The organism is Arcobacter denitrificans (SeqCode), from assembly GCF_048571185.1.
Lineage (GTDB): Bacteria > Campylobacterota > Campylobacteria > Campylobacterales > Arcobacteraceae > Arcobacter > Arcobacter denitrificans.
Map to the genome: position 1 here is coordinate 2,405,411 of NZ_CP182350.1, position 26,252 is coordinate 2,431,662.

33 protein-coding genes are annotated in these 26,252 nt (G+C 27.4%); 14 read left to right on the plus strand and 19 right to left on the minus strand.

Translation table 11 applies throughout. From position 1 onward, the window contains the following. Positions 1-2 precede the first annotated feature (2 nt). The 4 genes from ACNI28_RS12070 to ACNI28_RS12085 all read right to left on the minus strand — a co-directional run bounded on the left by ACNI28_RS12070 (position 3) and on the right by ACNI28_RS12085 (position 2,012). The gene (locus tag ACNI28_RS12070) at positions 3-485 is read right to left on the minus strand and encodes an RraA family protein (protein ID WP_419764500.1); all 483 of its coding nucleotides are present in this window, start codon (positions 483-485) and stop codon (positions 3-5) included. Between the two features lie 253 nt (positions 486-738). Continuing rightward, entirely contained in the window at positions 739-957 is a 219-nt protein-coding gene (locus ACNI28_RS12075) for a cold-shock protein (RefSeq protein WP_419764501.1), read from the minus strand. A 198-nt stretch (positions 958-1,155) separates the two neighbouring features. Continuing rightward, positions 1,156-1,344, minus strand: a complete 189-nt coding sequence (locus ACNI28_RS12080; RefSeq protein WP_419764502.1) for a hypothetical protein — start codon at positions 1,342-1,344, stop codon at positions 1,156-1,158. Further along, positions 1,341-2,012: a class I SAM-dependent methyltransferase gene (locus ACNI28_RS12085; protein WP_419764504.1), complete on the minus strand. Its 672-nt coding sequence runs from the start codon at positions 2,010-2,012 to the stop codon at positions 1,341-1,343. Before ACNI28_RS12085 ends, ACNI28_RS12080 begins: the two co-directional genes overlap by 4 nt. Positions 2,013-2,137: 125 nt before the next feature. Here ACNI28_RS12085 and ACNI28_RS12090 point away from each other — a divergent pair, with 125 nt between their 5' ends. Further along, entirely contained in the window at positions 2,138-2,779 is a 642-nt protein-coding gene (locus ACNI28_RS12090; protein WP_419764505.1) for a DsbA family protein, read from the plus strand. 22 nt (positions 2,780-2,801) lie between these two features. Here ACNI28_RS12090 and ACNI28_RS12095 read toward each other — a convergent pair whose 3' ends face one another. Both ACNI28_RS12095 and ACNI28_RS12100 read right to left on the minus strand, forming a co-directional pair. After that, positions 2,802-3,395, minus strand: a complete 594-nt coding sequence (locus ACNI28_RS12095; protein WP_419764506.1) for a pentapeptide repeat-containing protein — start codon at positions 3,393-3,395, stop codon at positions 2,802-2,804. Continuing rightward, a complete protein-coding gene (locus tag ACNI28_RS12100; protein ID WP_419764507.1) occupies positions 3,392-3,778 on the minus strand; it encodes a thioredoxin family protein in 387 nt (128 codons plus the stop codon). The genes ACNI28_RS12095 and ACNI28_RS12100 overlap by 4 nt, the downstream gene beginning before the upstream one ends. 127 nt (positions 3,779-3,905) lie before the next feature. Here ACNI28_RS12100 and ACNI28_RS12105 point away from each other — a divergent pair, with 127 nt between their 5' ends. The 6 genes from ACNI28_RS12105 to ACNI28_RS12130 are packed head-to-tail and all read left to right on the plus strand — an operon-like array spanning position 3,906 to position 9,082. Continuing rightward, positions 3,906-4,190, plus strand: a complete 285-nt coding sequence (locus ACNI28_RS12105) for a putative quinol monooxygenase (RefSeq protein WP_419764508.1) — start codon at positions 3,906-3,908, stop codon at positions 4,188-4,190. A 9-nt stretch (positions 4,191-4,199) separates the two neighbouring features. Beyond that, positions 4,200-5,372 carry a class II aldolase/adducin family protein gene (locus ACNI28_RS12110; protein WP_419764509.1) on the plus strand — a complete coding sequence of 391 codons (1,173 nt, stop codon included), beginning with the start codon at positions 4,200-4,202 and terminating at the stop codon, positions 5,370-5,372. A gap of 10 nt (positions 5,373-5,382) precedes the next feature. Beyond that, on the plus strand, positions 5,383-6,945 hold the full coding sequence (lsrK, locus tag ACNI28_RS12115) for an autoinducer-2 kinase (RefSeq protein WP_419764510.1): 1,563 nt from the start codon (positions 5,383-5,385) through the stop codon (positions 6,943-6,945). Beyond that, positions 6,946-7,317 carry a cupin domain-containing protein gene (locus ACNI28_RS12120; RefSeq protein WP_419764511.1) on the plus strand — a complete coding sequence of 124 codons (372 nt, stop codon included), beginning with the start codon at positions 6,946-6,948 and terminating at the stop codon, positions 7,315-7,317. A gap of 5 nt (positions 7,318-7,322) precedes the next feature. After that, entirely contained in the window at positions 7,323-8,099 is a 777-nt protein-coding gene (locus ACNI28_RS12125) for a potassium channel family protein (RefSeq protein ID WP_419764512.1), read from the plus strand. 8 nt (positions 8,100-8,107) lie between these two features. After that, positions 8,108-9,082, plus strand: a complete 975-nt coding sequence (locus tag ACNI28_RS12130; protein WP_419764513.1) for a hypothetical protein — start codon at positions 8,108-8,110, stop codon at positions 9,080-9,082. Between the two features lie 8 nt (positions 9,083-9,090). Here the strand turns inward: ACNI28_RS12130 and ACNI28_RS12135 are convergent, their stop codons facing one another. Next, positions 9,091-9,570, minus strand: coding sequence for a pyridoxamine 5'-phosphate oxidase family protein (locus ACNI28_RS12135; RefSeq protein ID WP_419764514.1), 480 nt, complete (start codon positions 9,568-9,570; stop codon positions 9,091-9,093). Positions 9,571-9,657: 87 nt separating this feature from the next. Here ACNI28_RS12135 and ACNI28_RS12140 point away from each other — a divergent pair, with 87 nt between their 5' ends. Continuing rightward, positions 9,658-10,602 carry a class I SAM-dependent methyltransferase gene (locus ACNI28_RS12140; RefSeq protein ID WP_419764515.1) on the plus strand — a complete coding sequence of 315 codons (945 nt, stop codon included), beginning with the start codon at positions 9,658-9,660 and terminating at the stop codon, positions 10,600-10,602. Continuing rightward, a complete protein-coding gene (locus ACNI28_RS12145) occupies positions 10,599-11,579 on the plus strand; it encodes a lytic murein transglycosylase (protein WP_419764517.1) in 981 nt (326 codons plus the stop codon). Before ACNI28_RS12140 ends, ACNI28_RS12145 begins: the two co-directional genes overlap by 4 nt. Here the strand turns inward: ACNI28_RS12145 and ACNI28_RS12150 are convergent. The 3 genes from ACNI28_RS12150 to ACNI28_RS12160 all read right to left on the minus strand — a co-directional run bounded on the left by ACNI28_RS12150 (position 11,576) and on the right by ACNI28_RS12160 (position 13,643). Continuing rightward, entirely contained in the window at positions 11,576-12,592 is a 1,017-nt protein-coding gene (locus tag ACNI28_RS12150; protein WP_419764518.1) for a hypothetical protein, read from the minus strand. The two genes, ACNI28_RS12145 and ACNI28_RS12150, sit on opposite strands and share 4 nt — an antisense overlap. Before the next feature lie 71 nt (positions 12,593-12,663). Continuing rightward, positions 12,664-13,215 carry a TlpA family protein disulfide reductase gene (locus ACNI28_RS12155; RefSeq protein WP_419764520.1) on the minus strand — a complete coding sequence of 184 codons (552 nt, stop codon included), beginning with the start codon at positions 13,213-13,215 and terminating at the stop codon, positions 12,664-12,666. Continuing rightward, complete coding sequence (locus ACNI28_RS12160; protein ID WP_419764522.1) at positions 13,212-13,643, minus strand: disulfide oxidoreductase; 432 nt, start codon at positions 13,641-13,643, stop codon at positions 13,212-13,214. Before ACNI28_RS12160 ends, ACNI28_RS12155 begins: the two co-directional genes overlap by 4 nt. 92 nt (positions 13,644-13,735) lie before the next feature. On the opposite strand from ACNI28_RS12160, the gene ACNI28_RS12165 reads away from it, so the two are divergent. Further along, positions 13,736-14,035: a hypothetical protein gene (locus ACNI28_RS12165; protein ID WP_419764523.1), complete on the plus strand. Its 300-nt coding sequence runs from the start codon at positions 13,736-13,738 to the stop codon at positions 14,033-14,035. 56 nt (positions 14,036-14,091) lie between these two features. Further along, positions 14,092-16,353 (plus strand): cache domain-containing protein, encoded by a 2,262-nt coding sequence (locus ACNI28_RS12170; protein WP_419764524.1) that lies wholly within the window; start codon positions 14,092-14,094, stop codon positions 16,351-16,353. On the opposite strand, the gene ACNI28_RS12175 is transcribed toward ACNI28_RS12170, so the two are convergent. After that, entirely contained in the window at positions 16,345-18,120 is a 1,776-nt protein-coding gene (locus ACNI28_RS12175) for an ABC transporter ATP-binding protein (RefSeq protein WP_419764525.1), read from the minus strand. The genes ACNI28_RS12170 and ACNI28_RS12175 overlap by 9 nt on opposite strands. Before the next feature lie 104 nt (positions 18,121-18,224). On the opposite strand from ACNI28_RS12175, the gene ACNI28_RS12180 reads away from it, so the two are divergent. Next, complete coding sequence (locus ACNI28_RS12180) at positions 18,225-18,671, plus strand: hypothetical protein (RefSeq protein ID WP_419764526.1); 447 nt, start codon at positions 18,225-18,227, stop codon at positions 18,669-18,671. Here the strand turns inward: ACNI28_RS12180 and ACNI28_RS12185 are convergent. The 6 genes from ACNI28_RS12185 to ACNI28_RS12210 form a co-directional block, all read right to left on the minus strand. Continuing rightward, positions 18,668-19,300, minus strand: coding sequence for an HAD family hydrolase (locus ACNI28_RS12185; RefSeq protein WP_419764527.1), 633 nt, complete (start codon positions 19,298-19,300; stop codon positions 18,668-18,670). The two genes, ACNI28_RS12180 and ACNI28_RS12185, sit on opposite strands and share 4 nt — an antisense overlap. Continuing rightward, positions 19,293-19,694 (minus strand): hypothetical protein, encoded by a 402-nt coding sequence (locus ACNI28_RS12190; protein WP_419764528.1) that lies wholly within the window; start codon positions 19,692-19,694, stop codon positions 19,293-19,295. Before ACNI28_RS12190 ends, ACNI28_RS12185 begins: the two co-directional genes overlap by 8 nt. After that, positions 19,691-21,553, minus strand: coding sequence for a TonB-dependent receptor plug domain-containing protein (locus tag ACNI28_RS12195; protein WP_419764529.1), 1,863 nt, complete (start codon positions 21,551-21,553; stop codon positions 19,691-19,693). The genes ACNI28_RS12190 and ACNI28_RS12195 overlap by 4 nt, the downstream gene beginning before the upstream one ends. Before the next feature lie 70 nt (positions 21,554-21,623). Continuing rightward, complete coding sequence (locus tag ACNI28_RS12200; protein ID WP_419764530.1) at positions 21,624-22,370, minus strand: hypothetical protein; 747 nt, start codon at positions 22,368-22,370, stop codon at positions 21,624-21,626. A gap of 72 nt (positions 22,371-22,442) precedes the next feature. Continuing rightward, complete coding sequence (gene pgp3, locus ACNI28_RS12205) at positions 22,443-23,381, minus strand: peptidoglycan metallopeptidase Pgp3 (RefSeq protein ID WP_419764531.1); 939 nt, start codon at positions 23,379-23,381, stop codon at positions 22,443-22,445. A 6-nt stretch (positions 23,382-23,387) separates the two neighbouring features. Continuing rightward, positions 23,388-23,582 (minus strand): zinc ribbon domain-containing protein, encoded by a 195-nt coding sequence (locus ACNI28_RS12210; RefSeq protein ID WP_419764532.1) that lies wholly within the window; start codon positions 23,580-23,582, stop codon positions 23,388-23,390. 86 nt (positions 23,583-23,668) lie between these two features. Between ACNI28_RS12210 and ACNI28_RS12215 the strand changes: the two genes are divergently transcribed. Further along, positions 23,669-24,379 (plus strand): YebC/PmpR family DNA-binding transcriptional regulator, encoded by a 711-nt coding sequence (locus tag ACNI28_RS12215; RefSeq protein WP_419764533.1) that lies wholly within the window; start codon positions 23,669-23,671, stop codon positions 24,377-24,379. A 28-nt stretch (positions 24,380-24,407) separates the two neighbouring features. Further along, complete coding sequence (locus tag ACNI28_RS12220; protein ID WP_419764534.1) at positions 24,408-24,671, plus strand: hypothetical protein; 264 nt, start codon at positions 24,408-24,410, stop codon at positions 24,669-24,671. A 20-nt stretch (positions 24,672-24,691) separates the two neighbouring features. Here ACNI28_RS12220 and ACNI28_RS12225 read toward each other — a convergent pair whose 3' ends face one another. Both ACNI28_RS12225 and ACNI28_RS12230 read right to left on the minus strand, forming a co-directional pair. Further along, positions 24,692-25,450, minus strand: a complete 759-nt coding sequence (locus ACNI28_RS12225) for a M48 family metallopeptidase (RefSeq protein ID WP_419764535.1) — start codon at positions 25,448-25,450, stop codon at positions 24,692-24,694. A gap of 2 nt (positions 25,451-25,452) precedes the next feature. Continuing rightward, positions 25,453-26,241, minus strand: a complete 789-nt coding sequence (locus ACNI28_RS12230; RefSeq protein ID WP_419764536.1) for a DUF3108 domain-containing protein — start codon at positions 26,239-26,241, stop codon at positions 25,453-25,455. Positions 26,242-26,252 lie beyond the last annotated feature (11 nt).

The following is a 26,252-nucleotide window of genomic DNA, read 5'->3' on the forward strand; positions in this document are numbered from 1 at the left end:
TGTTAAATAAGTTTTTCTCTTGAAATAATAACTCCATCAGAATCTGCATATAAGTAATCACCCTCATTAAAAGTAACTCCACCAAAACTTAGTTGATTTCCTCTTGATGAAGGTGTTTTTTCAAAATTTCTTAATGGACAAGTTCCAATAGCATATAAAGCAACATCAATATCTTTTGTATAAGAAGTATCCCTAACATAACCATTTATTATAATAGCTTGCCAATTATTCTTTTTAGCAAATGCCATAAGTTTATCCCCAACAACTCCAAAAAAATATCTAGCATTATCTACAACTACAACTTTTCCTTCACCATTTTCATCTCTTAACATCTCTAGTAGTTCCCAGTTACTTTTATCTAGTTTAATAGTAACAATTTCCCCTGCACATTTTTTAAGTCCTCCATAGTTTTTATACTCATTGGATAGTACTTCTATTCGTTTATCCTGATTATCATCACATAAATCAGCAGTATCAAAAATCATTAATTCCCCTTTAAATTATTATTGAAGATGGGATTGTATATAAATAAAGTGTAGAATATGTGTAAAACTTAAAAGAATTTAAGAATTTGTAAGTATAAAAGTAAATTTGTTACAAAAAGAAACATTGTTGGTTGTTTTGAAGTGGAAAATTAAAGTTAATTTAAAATAAACTTAAAAAATGAGTTGAAACAAGAGATAAAAAAAGGCTAGTCTAAAAGACTAACCTTAAATATAATAGTAAATTAATTTATTATTATAAAGCTGTTACGTTCTCAGCTTGTGGACCTTTTTGACCTTCAGCTACTTCGAAAGTTACTTTTTGACCTTCGTTTAAAGATACTCTTCCGTATCCAGTATTGTTAATTTGTCTATAATGTACGAATACATCTTTTCCACCGTTTTCTTGTTCGATAAATCCAAAACCTTTTTCACTGTTGAACCATTTTACTGTTCCGTTTACTAAATCTGCCATGCAGTTTCCTTTGTTGTTTAAATATACTTTATTGCTAAAGTGGTAGAAAATATAAATTTGAGTGTTCTTTATGGGTAGATTATTTGTATACTTGTAAACAGTTTTCAATAAAAAAAGCCAAAGATGAAACTCGAAACCATCTTCATAAAAAACAGTATAGCAAAAATAAAATTTAAATGCAAGTTTTAAGCATAAAAATCACAATTTAACTCTTTCTTCGTCAATTGTTACACTCCAACACTCATATTCTGGGGATTTTTCTATCTCTTTTATTTTAGTATTTGTTAAGTTTAAATAGCTCATTTTCTTTCCATCCCAAACAATACATGGAAAAGTCTTCTCTTTTATAAAAATTGACTTAATTATTTTTAATATATTCTTTATCATAATACTCTTTTATATACTGCAAAAAAATGAGGAACTGCAGGGACTTGCTCATCATCATAAGCTAAAAAACTAATTTCTTTTAATCCATCACTTAAAACAAACTGGTCTATTTCATTTTTATCTAAAGGTAAAGGTATATCATCTTTTTGTCTATTTTTTTCTCTACTTCTACATGAAACTAACACATAACCATCTTTTTTAACTAGGTTTGATATTGAAGATCTAGCTTTTGTTCTATAAGCTCCTGGTAAAACTTGGATGGTATTACACTCATAAACTAAATCAAAATTTTGGAACCATGAATTATTATATTCAAAAAGATTTGCAACTAAATAGTTTACTTTTGAATTTGGGTACCTTTTTTTGCATAGTTCTATTGCTGTTGGAGCTATATCAAAAGCAGTTACATCAAAGCCAAATCTACTTAAAGCCTCAGCATCATCGCCAACTCCACAACCTACAACTATGGCTGTAGATTTTTGTTTTTTTATAGGATGACTTTCTATCCAATCCAGTAAATAAGGATTAGGCTCCAAATCAGCCCAGAATACTTTTTTGTAATCACCGTTTGCTATTTTATAAATAGTATCAAACCAATCTAATGGTTTATCATTTTCTTGATGCTCTTTAACCATTTTTTTGTACTTTATTGGATCAAATTCTTCCATTTTATCTCCTGATTGTTTTTATTTTATAAAAAATAAGTTTTTATTAGTATAATTTTAACTTTTAAAAAAATATATTTATATTTCATTAATCTATTAATATTAGAATATGAAAATTAGGAGAAAAAATGCAAAATAAAAAAGTTGTTATAGTTTCAGTTGCTATTTTAATAGGACTATTTTTAGTAGGTGGGTATTTTTATAAACAAAATAAAACAGATTCATATAAAAAAATATCAAGTGAAAATGCAGAACTCTTTCAAAGAGATTACTCTTTAGTTATTGGTCCACAAGATGCAAAAGTTGAATTAGTAGAGTTCTTTGACCCAGCTTGTGGTGCTTGTGCTTATTATTATCCTTATGTAAAAAACATAATGAAAAAAAACAAAGATGATATTAAATTGATAGTAAGGTATGCACCTTTTCATCAAAATTCAAACTATGCTGTAAAAATGTTAGAGGGGGCAAGGGCTCAAAACCTTTTTACTGAGACTTTAGAGTTAATGTTTAACACGCAAGAGCAATGGATAGATGGACATGTAGTAAATCCAAGAAAACTTTGGATAATTTTAGAAAAATCAAATCTTTTAGATATGAAGAAACTCTCTGTAAGTATGGATGATTTATTGATTGATAAAATTGTTGAACAAGATTTAAGTGATGCAAGAGTTTTAAATGTAAGAAAAACTCCATCATTTTTTGTAAATGGAAAACTTATTCAAGAGCTAAGTTTAGATAATCTAAATAAACTAATTGAGTCAGAGTTATAAAAGATACTTTTAAAAGTATCTTTTATTGGCATTTTGTATTTTTAAATTTTACATCTTCATTTTTTAAATAATCACAATCTTTTTTTAGTAAAGTCGCATTTGTAAACTGTGCATCATAAGCTAAAACATCTTGTAAGAGTGAAGTAGTTAAATCCACATCAACAAATCTTGTATCTGCTATTCTTGATGATGAAAAATCAACTTTATCAATAATTGCTTCATTAAATTGTACGCCCCAAAGGTTTGTTCCTACAAAAGAGATGTTTTCCAATTCTGTAAGTTGTAAATTAGCCCCTTTTAAAATACTTCTATCAAAAGTTGAATTTTTTATTATTGCACTTTCAAAATTTACTCTAAAAAAGTTTGAATCAACGGCTTCTACATTTTCAAGGTTTGTTCCCCAAAAACTAGCTCTTGCAAAATTTGATTTTGATAAGTTTGCTCCTGTTAAATTAGAACCTGCTAAATTGGCACCTGCCAAATCCATATTTGAAAGATTTGCATTTGATAAGTCACACTCTTCACATAAAAGAGTTTTTTTAAATTTTTCAAGTTGAATATTATCATATGAGAAGACAAAAGAGACAGTCAAGATTAAAAATAGTAGCTTTTTCATTTTTTACTCTTCTTTATAAGTGTCATAAATTTATCAGCCTTTAGTCCACCCATTGTTTTATTGTGTACGTTTTTTCCATCCATTGAAAAGTAAAACCTTGGTATTCCCCAAAACTGCATCTGTGCAGGAATATTTTTATCACTTATATCAAACTGATACGAGATAAAATTTTTATTGACAAAGTTTTTAATCTCATCTTTTGTAAAAACATGCTTTTTCATATAGTTGCACTCAGGACAAGTAGGAGAACTAACCATAACAAAGATTGGTTTATTTTGTTCTTTTGCTTTTTTTATTGCGTTTTCATAATCTTTTTCCCAATTAATACTTGCTGCATTTAATGAAAGAAAAGTAATAAATAATATTGCTAAAAACCTAATCATTTTAACTCCTTTTTATATCTTGCTATTATAACTATTTTTTATACTAAAAGATTCTTAAATTTCAATTTTAGTTATTAAGTAAGAATATAATAAAATAAAAGCCTTAACTAGATTATTTGGAGATATTATGAGTATTATAAAAAAAGTTACATTTATCGCAAAAGATGACTGTATAAAAGAAATGAAAGATTTATTAAAAACGATGGTTGAACCTTCTAAAAATGAAAAAGGTTGTTTATTTTATGAAATATACCAGCTAAAAGAAAACCCTGCAAAATTCGTAGTAGTTGAAGCTTGGGAAGATGATGAGTCTTTAAATGGACACAAAACAACAGAACATTATATTCACTATAAAGCAACTTTTGAGCCATACTGTAAAGAAAAATACAGTGATGACCTAGAAATTATATAAGGTAAAAAATTGAAAAATTTATGGACAAATCAAGAGTCAGAAAAGTATAAAAGTGATTTAGAACTTAGAGTCTTTACTTCCAATCTATTGGGACGAAGTGATGAATTAATTCTTCATGGAGGAGGAAATACTTCTGTAAAATCAAAAGTAGATGGCGAAGATATTCTTTATGTAAAAGGAAGTGGCTGGGATTTAGTAAGTATTGAAAAAGAGGGCTTTGCTCCAGTTAAGTTAGAAACTCTAATAGAGATGGCAAAACTAGATACTTTGAGTGATAGTGATATGGTATCACAACAAAAAGCAGCAATGATTGATAAAAGTGCACCTAATCCTTCTGTTGAAGCAATACTTCATGCAATTATTCCTTTTAAGTTTGTTGACCATACTCATGCAGATGCAGTTGTAACTATGTCAAATAGTAAAAATGGAATAGAAAATATTAAAAAAGTTTTTCCTAACTTTTTAATTATCCCTTATGTTATGCCAGGATTTATTCTAGCAAAGACTATCTATGACATGGCAAAAGATTATGATTGGTCAAAAAGTGATGGAATTATTTTACATAATCATGGAATCTTTACTTTTGATGATGATGCAAAAAAATCTTATGACAAGATGATTGCTGCAGTTAGTTTAGCTGAAAAATTTTTAGAAGATAATGCAAAACTAGATACTCCTACTTTAGATACAAAAGAGTTTGATTTATCAGCTCTTAAAGATATTATCTCAAAAGAGAAAGGCTATGAAGTATCACTTGTAGTAAATCAAGATAAAGAGGCTGTATATTATGCTTCACAAGAGAATTTAAAAGAGAATGCTACAAAAGGAGTTTTAACTCCTGAGCATATTATCAGAACAAAAAGAGTTCCTTTAGTATTAGTAAATAGTGATATTCAAAAGAGTGTAGATGAGTATAAAAAAGAGTATACAAACTATTTTGAAAAGTATTCAAAAGATGAAATATGTTTAAATCCTGCACCAAATTATGCAGTAATAAAAGATTTTGGAGTTGTATGTTTTGGTAAAAATGAAAAAGAAGCAAATATTATAAATGATATTGTTTCTCATACGATTAGTGCTGTATTAAAATCAGAAAAACTAGGTGGATATGTAAGTATAAGTGAAAAGGATAGTTTTGAGATGGAATACTGGGAATTAGAACAAGCTAAATTAAAAAAGTAAAAGAAGTAAAATGAAATATTTGATGGCAATAGATGCAGGAACAGGAAGTGTACGTGCAGTTATATTTGATACAAGTGGAAATCAAATAAGTGTAGGTCAAAGGGAGTGGACTCATTTAGCACAAGAGGGTGTTGCTAATAGCATGAGCTTTGATTTTAATACAAATTGGCAGTTATGTATTGATTGTATTAAAGAAGCCATCAAAAAAGCAAATGTAGACTCTAATGATATTTTAGCACTAAGTTCAACTAGTATGAGAGAAGGTATTGTTTTATATGATGAAAATGGAAGTGAGCTTTGGGGTGTAGCAAATGTAGATGCAAGAGCCTCAAATGAAGTAAAATATTTAAAAGAAAACTTTCAAGGAATTGAAGAAGAGTTTTATAAAACTTCTGGGCAAACATTTGCTTTAGGAGCACTTCCTAGAATAATGTGGCTAAAAAATAACAATCCTGAAGTTTATGAAAAAGTAGCAAAAATCTCTATGATTGGAGATTGGATTTTAGCAAAGCTTAGTGGTGTGATTGCAAGTGATCCAAGCAACGGTGGAACTACAGGAATATTTTCACTTAAAAATAGAACGTGGGATGTAAATCAAGCATCAAAAGTAGGGCTTAAAGATAATATTTTCCCTCCTTGTTATGAAGTAGGAACAGAAATAGCAAATGTAAGTAGTAAAGCTTCTCTTGAAACTGGTTTATCAACAAATACAAAAGTTGTTATGGGTGGAGGAGATGTTCAATTAGGCTCTGCTGGACTTGGTGTTGTTGAAGTTGGTCAAGTTGCTGTTCTTGGTGGTTCTTTTTGGCAACAAATTGTAAATATATCAAGTGATATAAATCCTCCCCAAGACATGAGTTTAAGAGTAAATCCACATGTTATACCAAATCAATCTCAAGCTGAAGGAATCACGTTTTTTTCTGGACTTATTATGAGATGGTTTAGGGATGCTTTTTGTGATATGGAAAAACTTGAAGCTAAAGAGAAAAATCTTGATGTTTATGAGATACTAGAAGAAAAAGCAAAAAATGTGCCTCTTGGTTCAAATGGAATTATGCCAATTTTTTCTGACTCTATGAAGTATGGTAAATGGTATCATGCAGCACCTTCTTTTATAAATCTTAGTATTGACCCAAATGTTTGTAATAAAGCTTCTATGTTTAGAGCCCTGCAAGAGAATGCTTGTATTGTTTCTGCAATTAATTTAGAAAAAGTAGAAGAGTTCACAAAACTTAAATTTTCTGAAATCGTTTTTGCAGGAGGGGCAAGTAAAGGAAAACTTTGGCCTCAAATATTAGCAGATGTAACAGGATGTAAAATAAAAATACCAAAAGTAACAGAAGCAACAGCACTAGGTGCTGCTATGGCTGCTGGCGTTGGTGCGGGTATTTTTACCTCACTTAGCCAAGCTTCAAAAGAGTTAGTAGTTTGGGACAAAGAGTATTTGCCAAATATACAAAATAAAAAAGCATATGATGAGATAAAAGAAAAATGGATTAAAATTTATGAGAAACAGCTAGAACTAGTGGATTTAGAACTGACTAATTCTATGTGGAAAGCACCAGGAGTATAGATGAAATTAACAAATGAAAATGACCACGAATATAGATTTGGAACACATGGACCAAAATATCTAACAAAAGGTCCTATGGTAGATATGGGAGTTGTTGTTATTGGAGTAGGGGAAGAACACCCTTGTCATAAACATGTTTATCAAGAAGAGTCTTTTTTTGCTTTAGATGGTGAGTGTAGTGTTTATCTTGATGGTGTTAAAATCACACTTAAAAAGGGTGATTATCTACAGTGTGAATTAGGTGAGTCACATATGTTTATAAATGAAAGTGACAAACCTTTTAAAGCTGTATTTATTAAAGCTCCACATTTGGATGAAAAAGATTCTGTATATATTGATTGGAAGCCTGGACAAGAGTTCATAAAAGAATAATAATTATGGAATTTAAAAGAAACTTATACTTTGTATTAGAAAGACCTGATAAACATAAATATGGGATGTTAGTTCAGTTTGTTATTTATGCTAATATATTCTTGAGTATTCTGGTTCTTTTTTTAGAGAGTGAAGTATCTTTAAAGTCTTATAGCTATATTTTTGATATTATTAATGAAATAAGTATTATAATCTTTACAATAGAATATATCTCTAGAGTTTATAGTATAAACTATATGAATAATTGTAAAAGAAGTAAATATATCTTTACTCCTTTTATGATTATTGATTTACTTGTACTTTTACCTTTTTATCTATCTTTTTTGAATATAGATTTAACTTTTTTAAGAACATTGAGAATTTTAAGAATATTCAAACTCTTTAGACTTGCTAAATTTATAGAGTTTGACAATATATTAGCAGATATTGTTACAGAGAAAAAAGAGGAGTTTATATTTATTTTAATTGCTTCTGTTATAATATTGTTTACAATTGCACCTTTGGTTTTTTATTTTGAACATGATGTTCAACCAACAGTTTTTAAAAGTATGCTTGATGCTTTGTGGTGGTCTGTGGTGACATTTACTACAGTTGGATATGGAGATATGTATCCAGTAACTGGTATAGGAAGGATATTAGCCACCTTCTTAGGTATATTTGGTATAGCTTTTTATGCAATACCAGGATCAATTTTAACATCGGCATTTTTAGATAAAATGAATCATAAAAAGCATGATAAAGAAGAGAAGAATCTTAAAAAAAATAATAGTGATGATGAATAAGGTCTAAGATGGAAAAAAGAGTATTAGAAATAGAAAAATTAAAAGCTGCCTTAGGTGAAACAATGAGCCAAGAAGATATTGCTAAAAAATTAAGAGAAAAAACACAAGGTAAAGAAGAAGATAGTTCTGATGAAAATGAAGAGATTATTGAAGATGCTGAAGTTATAGAAAGAGTAGACGAAGATTCTGAAGATAGACTTCAAAAACAAGAAGAAGACAAAACAGAAGAAAAAGTTGAAGAGTATAATGACGATGAATATATTCAAGACATAGAAGATGAAAAAAACACCCAAGAAGTAGAAGATAAAGAAGAACCGGCAACTTTTGAAATACAAATGGAAGAAATATCTCCAGAAAAACTAGCACAATTAAATAAAAGAAAAATGGAAGAAAAAAATGGTAAAAGTTCAATAAATACCATCATTTATATTTTTTCATTTGTTGCTATTTTATTGATGGTTTTTGCTGGATATCTATATTTAAATAAACCAGTTGCAAAAGAAGTGGTCGTTTATAAACAGAGTGAACCAAAAGAGATAATTAAAGAAGTTATAAAAGAAAAAATAGTTACTGCTACGAATGAGATTGATGATAAAACTCTTAAAAACTATTTCAATTCACAAAAGTTTGAAATTTATAAATGTTATGATTTTAAGGTAGGACAAACAATTTTTCCAAATGAGTGTAAAAAATCACTTAAAGAATTTTTAGCTAAAAATAAAGATAGTTTTAAACTTGAAGTAACAGCTGTAATTTCACCTGATGACAAAGTTATATATAAAAATGTAAACTTAAATGATGCAGATGAAAAAATCAAAGAGTATATTTTAAGAGGATTTTCTAGGGAAAGAGTACTTGAAACAACTTTTTATATTACAGATGTTTTAAAAGATGATACGATTTTAACTCCTGTTAATTATTATGTTACATCTAAAAAATTAAGTAAGGGTATTATAATAAAAGCTTACTATTTAGAAAAATAGTAAACTTTTTACTTATGAGATATGTTTTTTGGAATTAACTTACCTTCTTCATTCATTAAATAAGCAGCTCCAAAACCTAAGACTAAAGACTTTTCTTTAGGAGTTAACTCAACAACTTTAAAATCTTTCATTTTTCTAATAAAGCTTAGACTTTCTCCATATCTTTTATCAAAAAGTTCAAAATACTCTTCACCATCTACTATTTTACAATCTGCATTAAAATATAATCTTTTTCTCGCAAATATATGTGAAGCCTCTTTCTCATCTTCTATGATAAAAACATGAGCTTTTAAACTATTTTCAATATTTTTAAAATGTGGCATTGCTGAGCTCATAACAGTGTAGAATTTATCTGCTTTTTCCACAAAGGGAGAGTAGCTTGTAAGTGCTTCAGTATCTTTATTTGTAGTAGAAAGTATTAGTGAAAATTTGTCTTTTGTAAATGTGTTAAATGTCTCAATAATTTCGCTATCTGTTGTTTTCTTCATAAAATTCCTTTTTTGCATTATATATTTAAAATATTAAAATGAATTAAAAAGTTTATTTTAGTAAAATAGTGTAATAAAAGGGCTTCAATGAAAAAATTTACAAATGAAAACATGATAGATATAATTGAATACTTGACAAATTATTTAAAAGATAAAGAAGAGAAGTTCATTTGTGAGCTCGAAGTTTTAAATCCTGATATTTCATTTAACTCTTATAGTGGGGAAAAGTTTAATATAGATGGTGTAGAGCATATATATAGAAGTATTAACTCCTGGAACTCTTTAGCTCAAACTCTATTTTGTAAACTTATGACACCAAAAGTTATTTCCAAGAATTTTATAAAATTATCATTTATGAAACTAAATAAGAATAATAGTTTTCACAAAAGTACAAATAAACAAAATGAAAAGTATGGAGTAGACTCTACTTTTAATAATATCAAAAAAAATGAGGAAGCCTCTTTTATAGACTACTATTTAAATGCTCTAAAAAATGTTGATATAAGTTCTAAAAAAAGAGTGTTGAATTTGGGAGTTAATAGTGGCGATGAGTTTGAAGTGATAAAACAGATTTCACCTAACTATAAAGAGACAGAATTTGTAGGGATAGATTTTTGTGAATCTGCAATAAATCTTGCAAAGAGAAATCTTCCAGAGTCAAATTTCTCTTTTTTAGTTGATGATATAAATAATATAAATAATTTAGACTTGGGTAAGTTTGATTTGATAATATCAATAGGTACTTTACAAAGTACAACTCTAAATTTTAAGACTTTTTTTATGTCATTAGTTCAAGATTATTTAGAAGATAAAGGTGCTATAATTCTTGGTTTTCCAAATTGTAGATGGATTGATACCCAGATGATTTATGGAGCAAAAGCTCCAAATTATTCATATTCTGAGCTTTCAATACTTTTTAATGATGTAATATTTTGTAAAAAGTATTTACAACAAAAAAAATATAGAGTTACAATTACAGGAAGAGATTATATTTTTCTAACCGCAACATCAATTAAAAAGGAGCTTGTATGAGGTTTTTACTAATTTATTTATTTATATTCTCAGCTATTAGTTTTGCAGAGGATTTTAACAAGCTAAAAAGTGTTGAAGAGTTTAAAAATTATATGGCAAAAAAGCACAATTATAATAAAAAAGAGTTATCAAAATTGTTTTCAGAAGTAGAGATTCAAAAAGACTCCTTATGGTTTTATACAAAGAAAAAAAAGAGTGACTATAAAGCTTATTATTGGACTGATTATAGCAAAGGTTTTTTAACACAAAAGAAAATTAAAGCTGGAGTTGATTTTTTAAAAGAGCATAACTACTATTTATATTTGGCATACAAAGAGTACAAAATACCAAGTGAATATATAGTTGCTATAATTGGTATTGAGAGTAATTATGGTGGGTTTATGGGAAAACATCCAACTTTTGATACTTTAAGTACATTATCTTTTAAAAAAAACAGAAGAAATAAGTTTTTTAAAAAAGAACTTGAAGAGTATTTACTTATGACAAAAAGAGAAAATGTAAGTCCAAGAGAGATAAAGGGGTCTTTTGCAGGAGCTATTGGATATTGTCAGTTTATGCCTAGTAATTTTAAAAAAATAGCAGTTGATTTAGACAGAAACAGACAAGTAAGACTTGATAAGCCAATTGATGCAATAGGAAGTATTGCAAACTATTTAAGAATAAGTGGTTGGGAAAGAGGACTTCCTGTTGCAGTAAAAGTTAAGTTTGATGGAAAAAGGTTTGATAAATATAAAACAGGCTACAGAACTTCATATAGTAGAAATGAATTAGTAGGGATTGAGCCAGAAAAAAGATTTTATTATGATAAGAATGTAAGTTTAATAAAGCTAAAAAGAAAAGAGAATGATGAACTTTGGTATGGAACTAAAAACTTCAAAGTTATAACAACTTATAATAGAAGTGCATATTATGCAATGGCAGTTCATCAATTGGCAAGTAAAATAAAAGAAGAGTATTTAAAAGAAAAAAATAACTAATGATAATTTATATAATTAGGTCTTTTCCAGATTAATGCACCTCTTACGGGTTCCAATCCAAATATTTGTCTAGGAGTTAACAGAGGTTTAATATCATTTTTATAAAAAACCTTGAATCCTCCTTGGGCTATTTTATTGGCTGCTTCATTATATAAATGATTATAAATTTTTATTTTTGTTGGACCTCTTCCATGTCCATCAATATTGTATAGTAAGTTTATTGAGTCGTAATTTTTTATCTCATTTTTACTTCTTAACATTCTTTTGTAAAACATATGAACTAAAAGCATTCTTTTACCTTCAATATTATTTTCAATCAAAAAGTTTTGCATTGCTTCTTGAACTTCATTAACATCTTTTGCAAAAATATGTCCTATAAATTTTCCTGGAGGAAATTTTTTGTGTGTTGGAATCTTAAATTCTGGATCAATTGCTAGGTGAACATTTGGATATTTTAAAAACTTTAATATTGGTTTAATAGCCTCTATAGGAGTCATTGTTCCTAATTGAACATCTAAAATTACTGCAAAATTTTCTTCTTGAGCTTTGTTAATATATTTCATAATCAAAGTTTCATTCAGTGGCTTTATATGGTCTCCATCATTACCTGCTTCTAATGTTGCAATATCTTTAATTATATGATAAGTAGGTATTACTTTTGTTCCATTAGATATTTGTTCATACTCTTTTTTCATAACTTTCATTTTTTGAGTAAGCTCTTCTATGTCATACTCTCCCAATATTCCTAAAGTCTTAGAGTATGGTCTACCATAAAACCCAACTAGTATATCACTTGGCATATAACTATTTTGCGAGATACTTTCTTGGATGATACTTTCTTGGATGATAACTTTTTTTATAATATTTTTTTTTATAATATCTTCTTGGATAATATTTTCTTGACTGATGTCACTTTTTATAATATCTTCAGTTATAAGATTTTTTTGAGTTGCATTTGAAAAAGTTATAAAAGCTATTGCAATCAAAAAGATAAAATTTTTTATTTTAAACATTCATTTCCCTATTAATAATTTGAGATTATGCCAAAAAAGTATTGTAATTATCTTGAAAGTGAGATAAATTTTTATTTATTTAATTTATCAATTAAATAATCAAGTGCTTCTTCATCAACAGCACCTAAAAACTTCTCAATCATAACTCCATCTTTTGTAAAAAGGTATGATTCGGGTATTCTTTGAATATCATTGAATGCTTTTGCAAGCTTTGCATTATCTGCACCTACTGTAACATCAAAAGTCATTTTATACTCATCCATAAACTCTTTTAAACCACTCATATTAATTGGGTCTTGAAAAAGTATAGAAAGAACAACAAAATCATTAGGATATTTTTTTACTAATTTATTAAATACAGGAATTTCTTCTTTACAAGGAGGACACCATGTTGCAAAAAAGTTTATTAAAACTATTTTTCCATTTAACTCTTTTGAGGTCAGTATATCTCTATCATACTCTAAGGTTATTTTTTCGCCTTTAGTTGTAACTAAATTATATATATGCTCTTTTTTCTTCTCTTTTAGTTCACTAAAACTTGGTGTTTCTTTAACTACAGTTTGAGCATCATCACAAGCAGTAAAAAAGAACATAGCACTTATTAAAACTATTAAATATTTCATTGTTTTTCCTTTAGGTTTTTATAAATTAGTAGTTGCAAAATAAAAAGTGAAAAATATGCAACAAATGATAAAAGTGGAATTGTTATAAAACCAAACCAATCTAGATAAGTAGTTGAGCAAGGAACCCCTTGTACACAGGGAACCATATCTTCAGATATTATACCAAACATAAGTAGATTATGGTAAATACTAAATAAAAGTCCGACTAAAATTATTATAAATGTATATTTAAATATTTTGTCATCTGGGTATAATAAGTTTATTAAGAATATAAATACTAATGGGTACATAAAAATTCTTTGATACCAGCACATTGAACATGGGACAAATTGCATTATTTCACTAAAGAAAAGACTTCCTAGTGTTGCACTTAGTGAAACGATAAATGATAATAAAATATAATTTGGATTTACTCTTTTTTCTTGCATTTATGACCTTTGTGTGAAAATATATCAATTTATTTTTAACAGAAACTTAATTTAAATATATTTATAATAAAATTAAAAACAAAGGGTTAAAATTGACTGAATTATCAATTATAATATTTATTATTGTAAGTATTGCTTTATTTATCTTGGTATTTAAGCAACTTGGAAATAATAAAAAAACAAATAGACCAACAGTAAATACAAAGCAAGATATTGTTGATGGTTATGAAAAACTTATTTTAGATGTAATTGAAAATAATAAGGAAGATAAAGAAGCATTAGTTGAGAAAAAAACTCAGCTTCTAAAAGTAATCTCTAAAGATTTACACAATAATATATATTTTGATGATGATGAAGCAAAATATATAGTATCAAAGCTAGCACAGTTATAAAGTTTTACTTTTATATTCTTTTGATACAATAAAACAACTAACTTTTGGGGTGAATTTTGAAGAAAAACTTCTCTTTATATATTATATTGATTCCTATTTTAGCTGTATTAATCTCCATTACTCTAATAACTATTCATAATATAAAAGAGTTAAATGCTACTGCAAAAGATGATATCAAAGAGTTTACAAAAAACTATTTTATAGAAGAAAAAACAAAAATCTATAATAAAGTACATTTTTTCTCAAATATTATAAAACTTAAAACAGATGAGTTTTCAAAAGAACAAAGAAATTCAATAAAACAAAATGTTGAAAAAATTGATTATTTTGAGAGTTATTTTTTAGATAATCATAATAAAGTATATTCTAAAAAAATAAAAAAAGCTCCTGCTTTAAAAGAGTTGTTTAAAAATAATTATATAAATATAATAATTGACTTAGATAGTAAAAAAATATTACTAGATGAAAAAAAAGTTTTAGACAATATAAGAGTTGAAGATATTAGTGATTCAAAGGGCTTAAAAGTTTTAAACTCAAATAGAAAGTTTAATGAATTTATAGAAGTAAAACTCAATAAAAACAAATATCTCTTTTATATAAAAAAACTCAAAGATTCAAACTTATTAATTCTAAGTGGTAATGATAGTAAAAAGTTAGAAGAAGAGATTAAACAGAAGGTTCTAAAAACCTTAGTATATTTTGATACAGATAATAGATACTATATGTTTATTATGGAAATATTCAATAAAGATGGTGGCAATAAGTATGGAAAAGTTTTACTTCATCAGGCAAATCCTTCTTTAGCAGGTAAGTTTTTAAATGAAAAAAGTCAAAACAAAGATATGGAAAAATACAGAAAAGATTATTTGAAAATCATTAGAGAATCAGGAGAGGGGTTTATTACTTATAATTATTTTAAACCTGAAAACAATACTATTTCTAAAAAACTTTCATTTTTCTATCTACAAAAAGATTGGAATTGGGTTATTGGGAGTGGATTTTATTTTAATGACTTAGAAAGTAAAAAAGAAGAGTTTAAGCTCTCAATTGAGGAAAAAATTAAAGAGAGTGTTAAAACTGCTTTGCTCGTGGGTTTTTTGCTGATACTTTTTATCTCAATTGCCTTATATTTTATTACTTCCAAAATAAATCGCTTAATAAATAATTATGCAACAAGTTTGAGTGAAAGTAATGAAAACCTAAAGAAACAAAAAGATATCTTTAAAACCTTATTTGATAAGTCCTCAGATGGTATTATCATATATTCTGAAAATGGTCTAATAATAAACTGTAATGATTCTATTGAGAAAATGTTAGGATATGACAAGTCAGATATACGAGATAAAAGTTTAAAAGATTTTTCACCAAAATTTCAATATGATAAGGAACTGACTATTTCAAAAGAAAATTTATTTAAAGAAGTCGCTTTTAACAATCAAACCCATAACTTTGAATGGCTATTCCTTTCAAAAAATAAAAGAAAACTTTTTTGTGAAATTAGAACAACTAGACTTAATTTAGATAGTAAGAATATAGTCCATGTTGTAATAAGAGATATTACATATAAAAAAGAGCTAGAGACAAAAACAAAAAGACAGCAAGTAATGCTAGCAGAAGAGTCAAAAAAATCTGCCTTGGGTGAGATGTTGACAATGATTGCCCATCAATGGAGACAACCATTAAATAATATAAATCTTTTAATTCATTTTGTGCGAGATACCTTTGATAGTGGTAAATTCTCAAAAGAAGAATTAAAAGAGATAACCTTAGATATGAAAACACAAATAGAGTATCTATCAAATACCATCAATGACTTTACAAACTTTACAAACCCTAAAAAAGAGTTAACGCTTTTTTGCGTAAAAGATGTAATTACTAAAACATATAACTTGGCAATTGCTCAATTTGAAAAGAATAATATAAAAGTATTTATTGAATCAGAAGAGATAAAGGTTTATGGTATAGAAAATGAGTTTATGCAGGTTATTTTAAATATTTTAAATAACTCAAAAGATGCACTTTTAGAAGTTGAGAAAAATAGATTGCTTTTTATAAATGCAAAAAAAGAAGATGAAAAACTAGTTTTAACTATCAAAGATAATGCAGGTGGAATACCTGCCAAAATCATACCAAGAGTGTTTGAGCCATATTTTACAACAAAGCACAAAAATAATGGTACAGGAATAGGACTATATATGAGTACTGAAATAATCAAGCAGTATAAAAATGGTACTATTGATGTTAAAAATGTTAGTTTTTACCATGAAGAGATATTCTATGAAGGTGCAATGTTTACTATTAAAATAGATTTAGATTAATTGGTTTTTTACAAATTCTTGATAGTGACCTTCCACATCTTCTAGTTCTTCGTGTGTACCACTTTGCACGATCTTCCCGCTATCAAGTACAAATATCTTATCTGCATTTTTAACGGTACTGAGTCTATGGGCAATTGTTATTAATGTTTTATTTATAAGTATTGGCTGTAAAGAATTAAAAAGTTTTGTTTCAGTATGAACATCTAATGCTGAAGTTGACTCATCAAAAATCACAACTTTAGCTTTTGATACAATCATTCTAGCTATGGACAACCTTTGCCTTTGTCCTCCACTTAATCTTATACCATGTTTGCCAACAACCGTGTCTAAACCACTTGGCATATCCTGAATACTTTCATATAGTTGAGCAATTTTAAGAGCCTCAAAAATATCTTCATCACTAATATCATTATTATCCATAGAGATATTAAATCGTAGAGTATTGTTAAATAAAATAGGCATTTGTAAAACTAAAAAGATATTTTCACGTAAAGACTCTTTATCTATTTCATCAATACTTACATTATTATAAGTGATTTGACCACTGTTTTTTTGGTAAAATCCCGAAATAATTTGAGCTAAAGTTGTTTTCCCACTTCCACTTGCTCCAATAAGTGCAATTTTATCTTTTGGTTTTATATTCAGTGTTATGTCTTTTAAAAGAGGCTTATCAAGGCTATATGAGAAGTATAGGTTCTTTATATTAATTTCAATATTATTATCGTTTGAGTTTATTTTTAAAGCTCCATTCTTTTCTTTTTTTAAAGCCAATATTTTATTGATTCGCTCTATTGCAGAGTTTGCATTTGCATAGGAGTATTGTATAGATAAAATATCTTGTATAGGAGTCATAATAAACCAGATATATCCAAACATTGCAAACATCATCCCAATAGACAAATCACTATATGCTACCATTACAAGTCCCGATGCTCTTAAAATCTCAAAGGCAATTAAAAAAATAGTAAAGGAAAATCTTTCAAAAGCTATGCTTTTATAATTAAACTCATCGGATGTACTTTTTACATTTAGAGCATTTTTGATTGATTGTTTAAAAAAGTATTTTTCTTTGTTGCTTGCTTTTATTTGTCCAAATAAATCCAGAGTTTCACCTAAGCTATCTTGGAACTTTTCAACTGCTTCATTCTCTTTTTTCTTTAGTTCTCCCACATTTTTTGATATACGTTTTGATAAAAGTATAATTAGGGGTTGAATAAACAAAATCATAAACCCTAAAATAGGATGAATTGTAATCATTACTATTGATACACCAAGTAGTGTCAAAACAGAAGATATAAATTTACTAGCACCACTTATAATAAAAGCATCTAAAGTGTTAACATCTGTTACCAAGTTTGAAGTAATAGCTCCAGAACCTAAACTTTCATATTCATTCATATTTACATCTTTTAGATGTAATAAAACTTTTTCTCTAATTTTAAAAGTCACAAACTTTGATATTCTAGTAAATATTTTTGTTGTAATTGCACTAAATATAAAAAAAAGTATTCTTAAAAATATAACTGCTGCTGTAACAATTGCAATATAATAAAAAGTATTTCCAGAAGAAAATAGATTATCAATATTATTTACAAAAAAACCTGGTTTTTTTAATAATACTTCATCTACAAGAGCAGGAAGCATCAAAGGAATAGGGATACTTAAAGAAATAGCAATAAAAGTAAAAAATTGTCCCCAAAGAAGATCTTTTTTATTTTCTACGATTAATTTATATATATTTTTGAAGCTTACGGGGTCTTTTTTCATATTTGAATTATAGCTTTGTTATTTTAATAGCATATTAACTCAAAATTGTTGTAATTTATTTAAAATATAATTTAAATCAAAAATCTTTTTGGATATTATTTCATATGGAAAAAATCGTAAGTACAAGAGAATTAAAAAAGAATTTTTTAGAGTTGTGTAATGAGATATCGAATGATGACTCAAAAGCTTTATTAGATTTAAAAAATACAGAAAAAATAGAATTTATGTTAAAACCTTATTGTACTGAAGAATACCCTATAAGAAAAGTATTACTTACGTATCATAGATATGCAAGTATTGCTTTTATATCAGCAGAGTTTGTGAAAAATGCAAAGGTTTTTATTGATGATGTATTGACTAAATATGTTGTTTTAGCCCTTGTAAATAAACCAGATCCAGATGAAGTATCTGTTGTATACTCAAATGTTGATGCTCTTTCAAAATTTCCCACAAGAGCTATATCTATAAAAGATATTATCATCTTTTTAGAATCTGAGAATATAGAAGAGAGTTTAAAAGAGTTTTATAAAAATAAACAACTCTTTTTTTAGTTTAATATATTTAAAATATCTTCCAGTTTTTCTATTTTGTATTTTGCTTTTGAAAAGTCTTGAGTTTTAGTAAATTCATTATGTACAATCACACAATCAATATTTGCTTTATATGCAGATATTAAACCACGCTCTGAGTCCTCAACAACTATTGCTTGCTCCTTTATAGCATTAAACAGCTCTAAGCCTTTCAAGTACGGATCAGGGTGTGGTTTTGACCTAGCATAATCTTCTACACATAAAACAAAATCCATAAAATATGTAATTCCCCGATTATTATGAATTATCTCAAAATCTACACGTCTTGAAGTTGTAACAATACCCATTTTATATTTCTTACTAAGTTCATATAAAATATCATGGACATTATCTATTGCAATATCTTCTTTTTTTAAATACTCTTGATAATATATATCTCTTTGGTTTCTTGCAATTATTATCTCTTCTTGAGTAGCTCGTGGCGCTGCTACCCAAACTCCTTTCCCATCTGTCATAATTTTCATGTATTCATCAAAGTGAATATTTACATTAAAAAATTCCTTTAAAGCTCTTTTGCTTGCTTCAAAATAAAAAGCTTCAGTTTCTACTAAAACTCCATCATTATCAAATAGTATGTATTTTTTATTCAATTATATATTTCTCCAAATAATCTGCGACTTTTAAATTGTGCTCTTTTAACCTATCTTTTAAAAGGATAATTTCAGCTTTACCCTTATTCCAATATAAAGCACCAATTGCATTTTTATAATACTTTAGCTGAAATAGACTTGAAGCAAATATTGGTTTGTTGTTTATTATGTGAATTCTATAATATTCACTAATAAATATAATATTACTTTTATAGATTTCTTTTGTATATTTTATATTTTTGAATTTATATGTTGGGTTTCCAATGTTATAAATTAATATCTCTTTGTTATTGGGAAAGATACCTTCAAATATTTTTTCATGAAGTTTAGAATGTATAGCATCAGCTTTTATAAAAGTAATAAAAATAAATAGTGAAATAAATAGTTTTTTCAAAATAAGTACTCAAGACCAATTAAATATCTCTTTGCACTATTATTTGAATAAAGAGAGGTCTTATTATTTGCATTTGTTGGGTCAACTAAGACATTATATTTTGTGCTATAGCCTTTATCTAGAATATTCTCGCCTTTTAGCAAGAAAGTTAGATCCTTTTTAACCTTATATCTACACCCTATACTTAAATCATAAAAGTCTTTTTTACTTTCATCATTTTGTCTATAAATTAATTCTGAAAATAGATTAGCAGCACCATATTTATAGGTAGTTCTAATCTGTCCACCTCTATAATCATACTTTCCAATTCCTGGAATATTATCTCTATATGAGTAATAAAATGAGAAGAAGTTTTTAAAGTTTAAAACTTGATATTCATGTGATAAAACTGCGTAATTAAAGTCCATGGTGTTTGGTACATTTACAACAATTTCATAATCACTACTATAAGTTATAGCATCAATTAGTTTTGAAATACCAAGTTTTAGTGAAGTCTTAGAGTTTTCTGTCTTGTATGAAGTTTCATGGGATAATAGTTTTACTGTCATCTTTTTTAGATTTTTATTTGCATAAGTTGATGTAAATAAGTATGGTTCATTTAGCATATCAGTATTTGAATAGTATGTTTTAAAAGTAAAAGAATCAAATGAATGAATATGTCCAAGTCTAAAATTTTGTGCACTGTCATCTTCTACTGCTCCATTATTAGAAGCTTTTGAATACTTTGCACTAAAAGTAAAAATTGAGTTATTATTTAACCAATATTCATCTTCAAAATAAACAGAATAAATAGTTTGTAAATCAAACTCTTCATTAAAATAAAGATTGTCTTTTTTTATGGTTTTAAAATCTATACTTTTTCTTCTTATATCAAAACCTGTAAAAATATTGTGATTTCCAATCTCACCTTCTAGGGTAGTTTTGATTGTTGTTATATTTTCTTCTCTATCTTGATAGAAACTTTTATATGTGGATATCATTGGATTATCATCTTTAAAATCCAAAATAGTATTAATTAAAGAGTGGTCAAGAGCAAATTTGCCATGACCTTGTAAAAATGATTTTTCAAGATTGATATTATAGACATCTGTATTTATTGAAGAGTCTAAGGGAGTAGCATCTTTGCTAAGATTTATAAAGGCATCACTTTTCTTACTTAAGGCATGAAAGTTTAATTTTAAATCATCTTTTTCAAGTTTTGCAAAGAAAAAAGGAACTTTTTTATCTTTTGAAAGTAAAGTGTTTTTATGAGATAATTTATCTTGTTTATCATCTTTATATTCAAAAAACACTTGATATCTTGAGTCTTTAATATAATCTAAATAGTTTACAGAGCTTTGTTTATATCCATCATTTGCGATATATGCTTTGTATATGCCACCTAAATCTTTGTTTGTTGTTTTTGTATATAGTTTAACAACGAGAAGTGAAGATTCTGTTGTAAACTTATAAGAAGGAGAACCCAAGTAAATCTCAATATGGTCAATAAAGTCTAAACTCATATCTCCATAAATAGGTAATCCACTTCCATAATTTCCTGATATTAATTCTTGATTATCTAAATACAATCTCATAGTATGAGAAGCAAAAGAGACTCCTTGAGAATTATAAATATCTGAATACCCATATCTACTCTCTTCATAGGTAAAGTCAGGAATTGATTTGAGAATGTCTTTTAAGTTTTTAGCTTGCATATTTATAATGTCATTTCTTGTATATACAAAAAGATGTCCACTATTTTCCATTTTAGTTTTTTGGGATAAATCACTTTTTTGAGAATATTCCTCAAGTAATTTATCTAAAATATCTGCTTGTGAAAAAGTTAGAAATATTGAAATTAAAAAAAAGACTTTTCTCATATAATACCTTTAAAGAGATGATATGTTATCTAAAAGCTATTTAAAGTATTATTTGAGAAAGTTTAATGAATTATTCGTATGGTTTTGGAGTTGGTGGAAGTTCTCTAAAAGATTCTTTTATTGCATTTGTTATGCTATTTTTATATTTGTAGTTTTCAACTGGATTACTAAGTTGCAGTAGCTCTTTTGCATTTTCTATTCCTCTTTCTTTTTTATAAACAAAGGCAACTTTTTTACCCATATCTTCAATTCTATTGAATAAAGTATTACTATATGTTCTAATAAAAGTAAACTCTTTTTGGCTTATTTTATCTCCCCAACAAAAGAAAACAAATTTACCAGAGGGCACGAAATTATTAGCATCTTGATACATGATGTCTCTTTCAAACTCTGTGTTTTGACCAGTATAATATTTCTCTAAGTCTTGGTCAAATTTTGTAAGTAAATTTGTAGAGTTGATGTTTTTTTCGATTAAGTTAAAAAGGCTTTTCATCTCAACTAGTTTACCTTTTAATCTAGGTCCAATGGCATGTTTAAATACTGTAATATATGTTTCACACTTCAGTTCAACAAGCTCATCAAAGTTGTCAAAATCTTGATCAAGTAAAAATTTTTCTGAATCATAACCTATTGGAGTAACAACAGGATTATATATAAATATAGTACCTTGAATATTTTTTTTTCTATCTTTTGTTGTCTTAATCATATTTTTTATATCTTTAGCACTTACTACTTCATCATCATAATTAAAATAAAGATAACTTGATGTTAGAAATACCTCTTCATATTTAGTCTCGATTTCACCAAAATATTGCATTTATACCCTTCGACTTTTTTTATTTTGTGATTATATTGAAAAGTTTCATTCTTTATACTTATATAAGAAGAATTATCTGTTTTTTAAAGTATTTAATAGGCTTAAAAGATTTTGCGGTTCAACTAGGACACCATGAACTCTAGTTGCAAAGTGTAGATGTGGGCCTGTAATTCTTCCTGTCTTTCCAGATAGTCCTATTAATTGACCTTTTTTTACATAATCATTCTCTTTTACAAGAAATTTACTTAAATGAAAATAACAAGTATATACACCTTGTCCGTGGTCTATTATGATTGAGTTTCCTGCATAAAATCTATTTTTTGCTAATTTTACAATCCCACTATTTGAAGCAATTATATTAGTTCCTACTTTTGCTTTAAAATCTATACCACTGTGAAAACTTTTTAAGGTATTATTATAAACTCTTTTTGTCCCAAACTCACTTGTAACTTTGCTGTACATTGGCAATATAAAATCTCTGTTCCAAAGTATCTTTTCACTTGCAAAGTTATATATATCCATCGCCTCTTTGTACTCTCTTTGTGTACGTATTTTGTCTTTATTTTTTGGATTTACTTTTGATTTTTGTACTTTTATTTTTTCACTTTTATATTTTGCATCTCTAATTCTTATTTTTGCTGAAGTAAATGCTCTTTTTTTATTTTTTACATATGAAATAATAACTTTTGCAGGTCCAATTCTTTGGTAGTAAGAGATGGGAACAAGTGCATAAAAATAGTCTTTTCTAAATGGATTTTTATAAAAAGGAAGGTTCATATCTTTAAATGTCAGCTTTACATCAGAGATTCTTTTCCCATATATTTCTAAAAGTAGAGTTTGTGCATTTTTTATTCTTGGTGTGTAAAACAGTCTAATATCTGATGTTCTTTTTGTGACAAGTCGATCTCTTGCATCACTTATATTTTTTTCATATTGATAGATATTTATAGGATTTGTGAAGGCAATATTAGTAAAAAGGAGTAAAAGTAGGATAATTCTTAGATAATTCATAGTCTCTTAAAATTCATTTCCTTCTATTAAATTATAATCAAACGATGTGATTATACCATCTTCTACATTGTAAGAAACTTCAATAGGGCGACAACATACTTCACAATCATCCACAACTTGAGTATAACCAAATACTCCCGTGTCAAGTAAAATAGTTATAGCTTGTTTGCAATAGGGACATGTTAAATTTAACTCTTCCATCTTAAGACCTTTTAAAATGTATAATATCATATTTATAACAAACTTGCTATAATCGCATAAATTTATGAAAATTATTGGAGAGATTTATGGGTAGAGCCTTTGAATATAGAAAAGCAGCTAAGATGAAAAGATGGGGAAATATGTCAAGAGTTTTCCCTAAACTTGCAAAAGCAATTGAAATGGCAGCAAAGGCAGGAGTACCAGATCCTGAGATGAATTCTGCACTGAGAACTGCTATATTAAATGCAAAAGCTGAAAATATGCCAAAGGCAAATATTGATGCAGCTATTAAAAGAGCATCAGGGAAAGATTCAGCAAACTTTTCTGAAGTTAATTTTGAAGGTAAAGGTCCAAATGGAGTTTTAGTTTTTGTTGAAACAGCAACAGACAACAATACAAGAACAGTAGCAAATGTAAAAATGTATTTTAATAAAAATGGTGGTTCTATGGCACCTACTGGTTCATTGGAGTTCTTTTTTGATAGAAAAGCAATTTTTGAATTTAACAAAACAGAAGATATGGAAATTGAAGAGCTTGAGCTTGAACTTATTGATTTTGGACTTGAAGAGATTGAAGAAGAAGATGGTATTGTTTTAGTAACAGCTGATTATAAAGATTTTGGTACTTTAAATAAAGCATTTGAAGATATGGGAATTGAACTTACAAAAGCAAAACTTGAAAGAATCTCAAACAATCCTCAAGAATTTACAGAAGAACAACAAGAAGAAATTGGAAAGTTATTAGAAAAACTTGAAGATGATGATGATGTTCAAGCGGTATATACAAATATAGCATAAGCTACACATTAAGTTAAAAGGATTGATTTTGAAAAGATTTTTACTTATTACAGTTGTAAGTGTTAGTCTTGCAAATGCGATTTCATGGTCGCAACTTAAAAGTTGGGGCAATAAAACTGTTGAGCCAGATGTTAAATATAATATTGAAACAGAGGGATATAATGTAAGAGTGTATGAATTTACTCCCATAAGTGATCCTGGAAGTACATGTATAATGACTTTTACAAATGAAAAAATGGGAATGTTTTGTTTTAATAAATCAAAAGAAGCAATAAGAAAAGAGATAAAATAAATCTCTTTTTTTATAATAGTTTAATTTGTATTTTTATTTTGAATCCCTTTTATAACTTCAGAAATATGTGCAATTCTTGTGCTTGAGTTTGGGTGAGTTGAGAAAAACTCAATAGACTCTTTTTTACCATCACTCATATTTTGCCAAAATTTTAAAGCCTCATCTAAATCATATCCTGCTTTATACATAAGGTGTATTCCAATCTCATCAGCCTCACTCTCTTGCAGTCTTCCATATGGCAATAAAACTCCATACTGTGCTCCAGCTCCATATGCTACATTGAAGGCATTTGTATATTCTGGTGCTTGGGAACCTAAAACTATATTTCCTAAAAGCTGAACACCTTGGGCAAGCATCCCTGTACTCATTCTCTCAGCACCATGACGAGCTAGTGCATGGGCAATTTCGTGAGACATAACAGTTGCTAACTGGTCATCATTTTTTGCAACTTCTAAAATACCTGTATAAACAACAACTTTTCCACCTGGAAGACAAAAAGCATTTTTTTGTTCATTTTTAACTAAGTTAAATTCCCACTTATAATCTTTATTTTCTACAACTTCTGCTATTTTTAGACCAATCTCTTTTATCTTTTTAGACTCTTTTGTATTTGTAATAACTTCTGATTTCTTTAAAGTATCTTCATATGATTTTTCCCCTAAAGCTAACTCTTGGTCTTGTGATATTAATATCATTTGAGACCTATCTGTAATAGGAGCTTTACCTGTACATCCAATCATTAAAAAAGAAAAAACTAAAATCAAAATATATTTTTTCATTATCATCCTTTGTTTATTTTAAAGTTTATCATTTCACCTGTTATATCACCAAAAATAAGTACATCTTTTAATACAGCTTTGTCACAAAAACCTTCACTGTTTAAAGATATAAAAAGTTCACCATTAGAACTTGAAAATATTTTTTGATGAATTGAAACAATAAATTTTTTATTTTTTGTATTTAAAGATGCTTCCAACTCCTTATAGGCTTCTTTTTTTGGAATTATTATATCCAATTTCCCATTATCTTTATTTGCACCTATGGCTTTTAGAGCATAAGAATTTCCTTTTTCAAAGCTTGGAATGATATGTGCTATATTAAAAAATAGTGATAATAGGTCATTTGATGCAAAAAACTTTGTAAACTCTTTTGAATCACTTTTTACCCAAGATTGTTGTTTTTGTAGGTCTTTATCATATTTTGTTATTAACTTTTTTTCATGCTTTTCAAGGAATATCTTGTTTTTACTATAATCAAAGAGATAGGTCTTTTCTCTTTTTTTATAATCATTATTTGAGATTGCTATATATTTTTGAGGAATAAGTAAATTGTTTTTTACAAAACCATAACTTTCATAAAACTCCTCTTTATTACTACTAAGAAACTTTGCAATGCCAGTTGCATATGCATGGACTTTTATTTTATATCTATTATTGGGAAAAATTTCAAGAGTTGTTTTTGCAAGACCTAATTCACCAAAAATACCATAGCTTATTTTGTATGTTGCCTCTATGGTTTTTGCATTTAAAAGTATAGATAATAAAGATAGAAGTAAAATTGTTTTTTTCATAAGTTGATTAT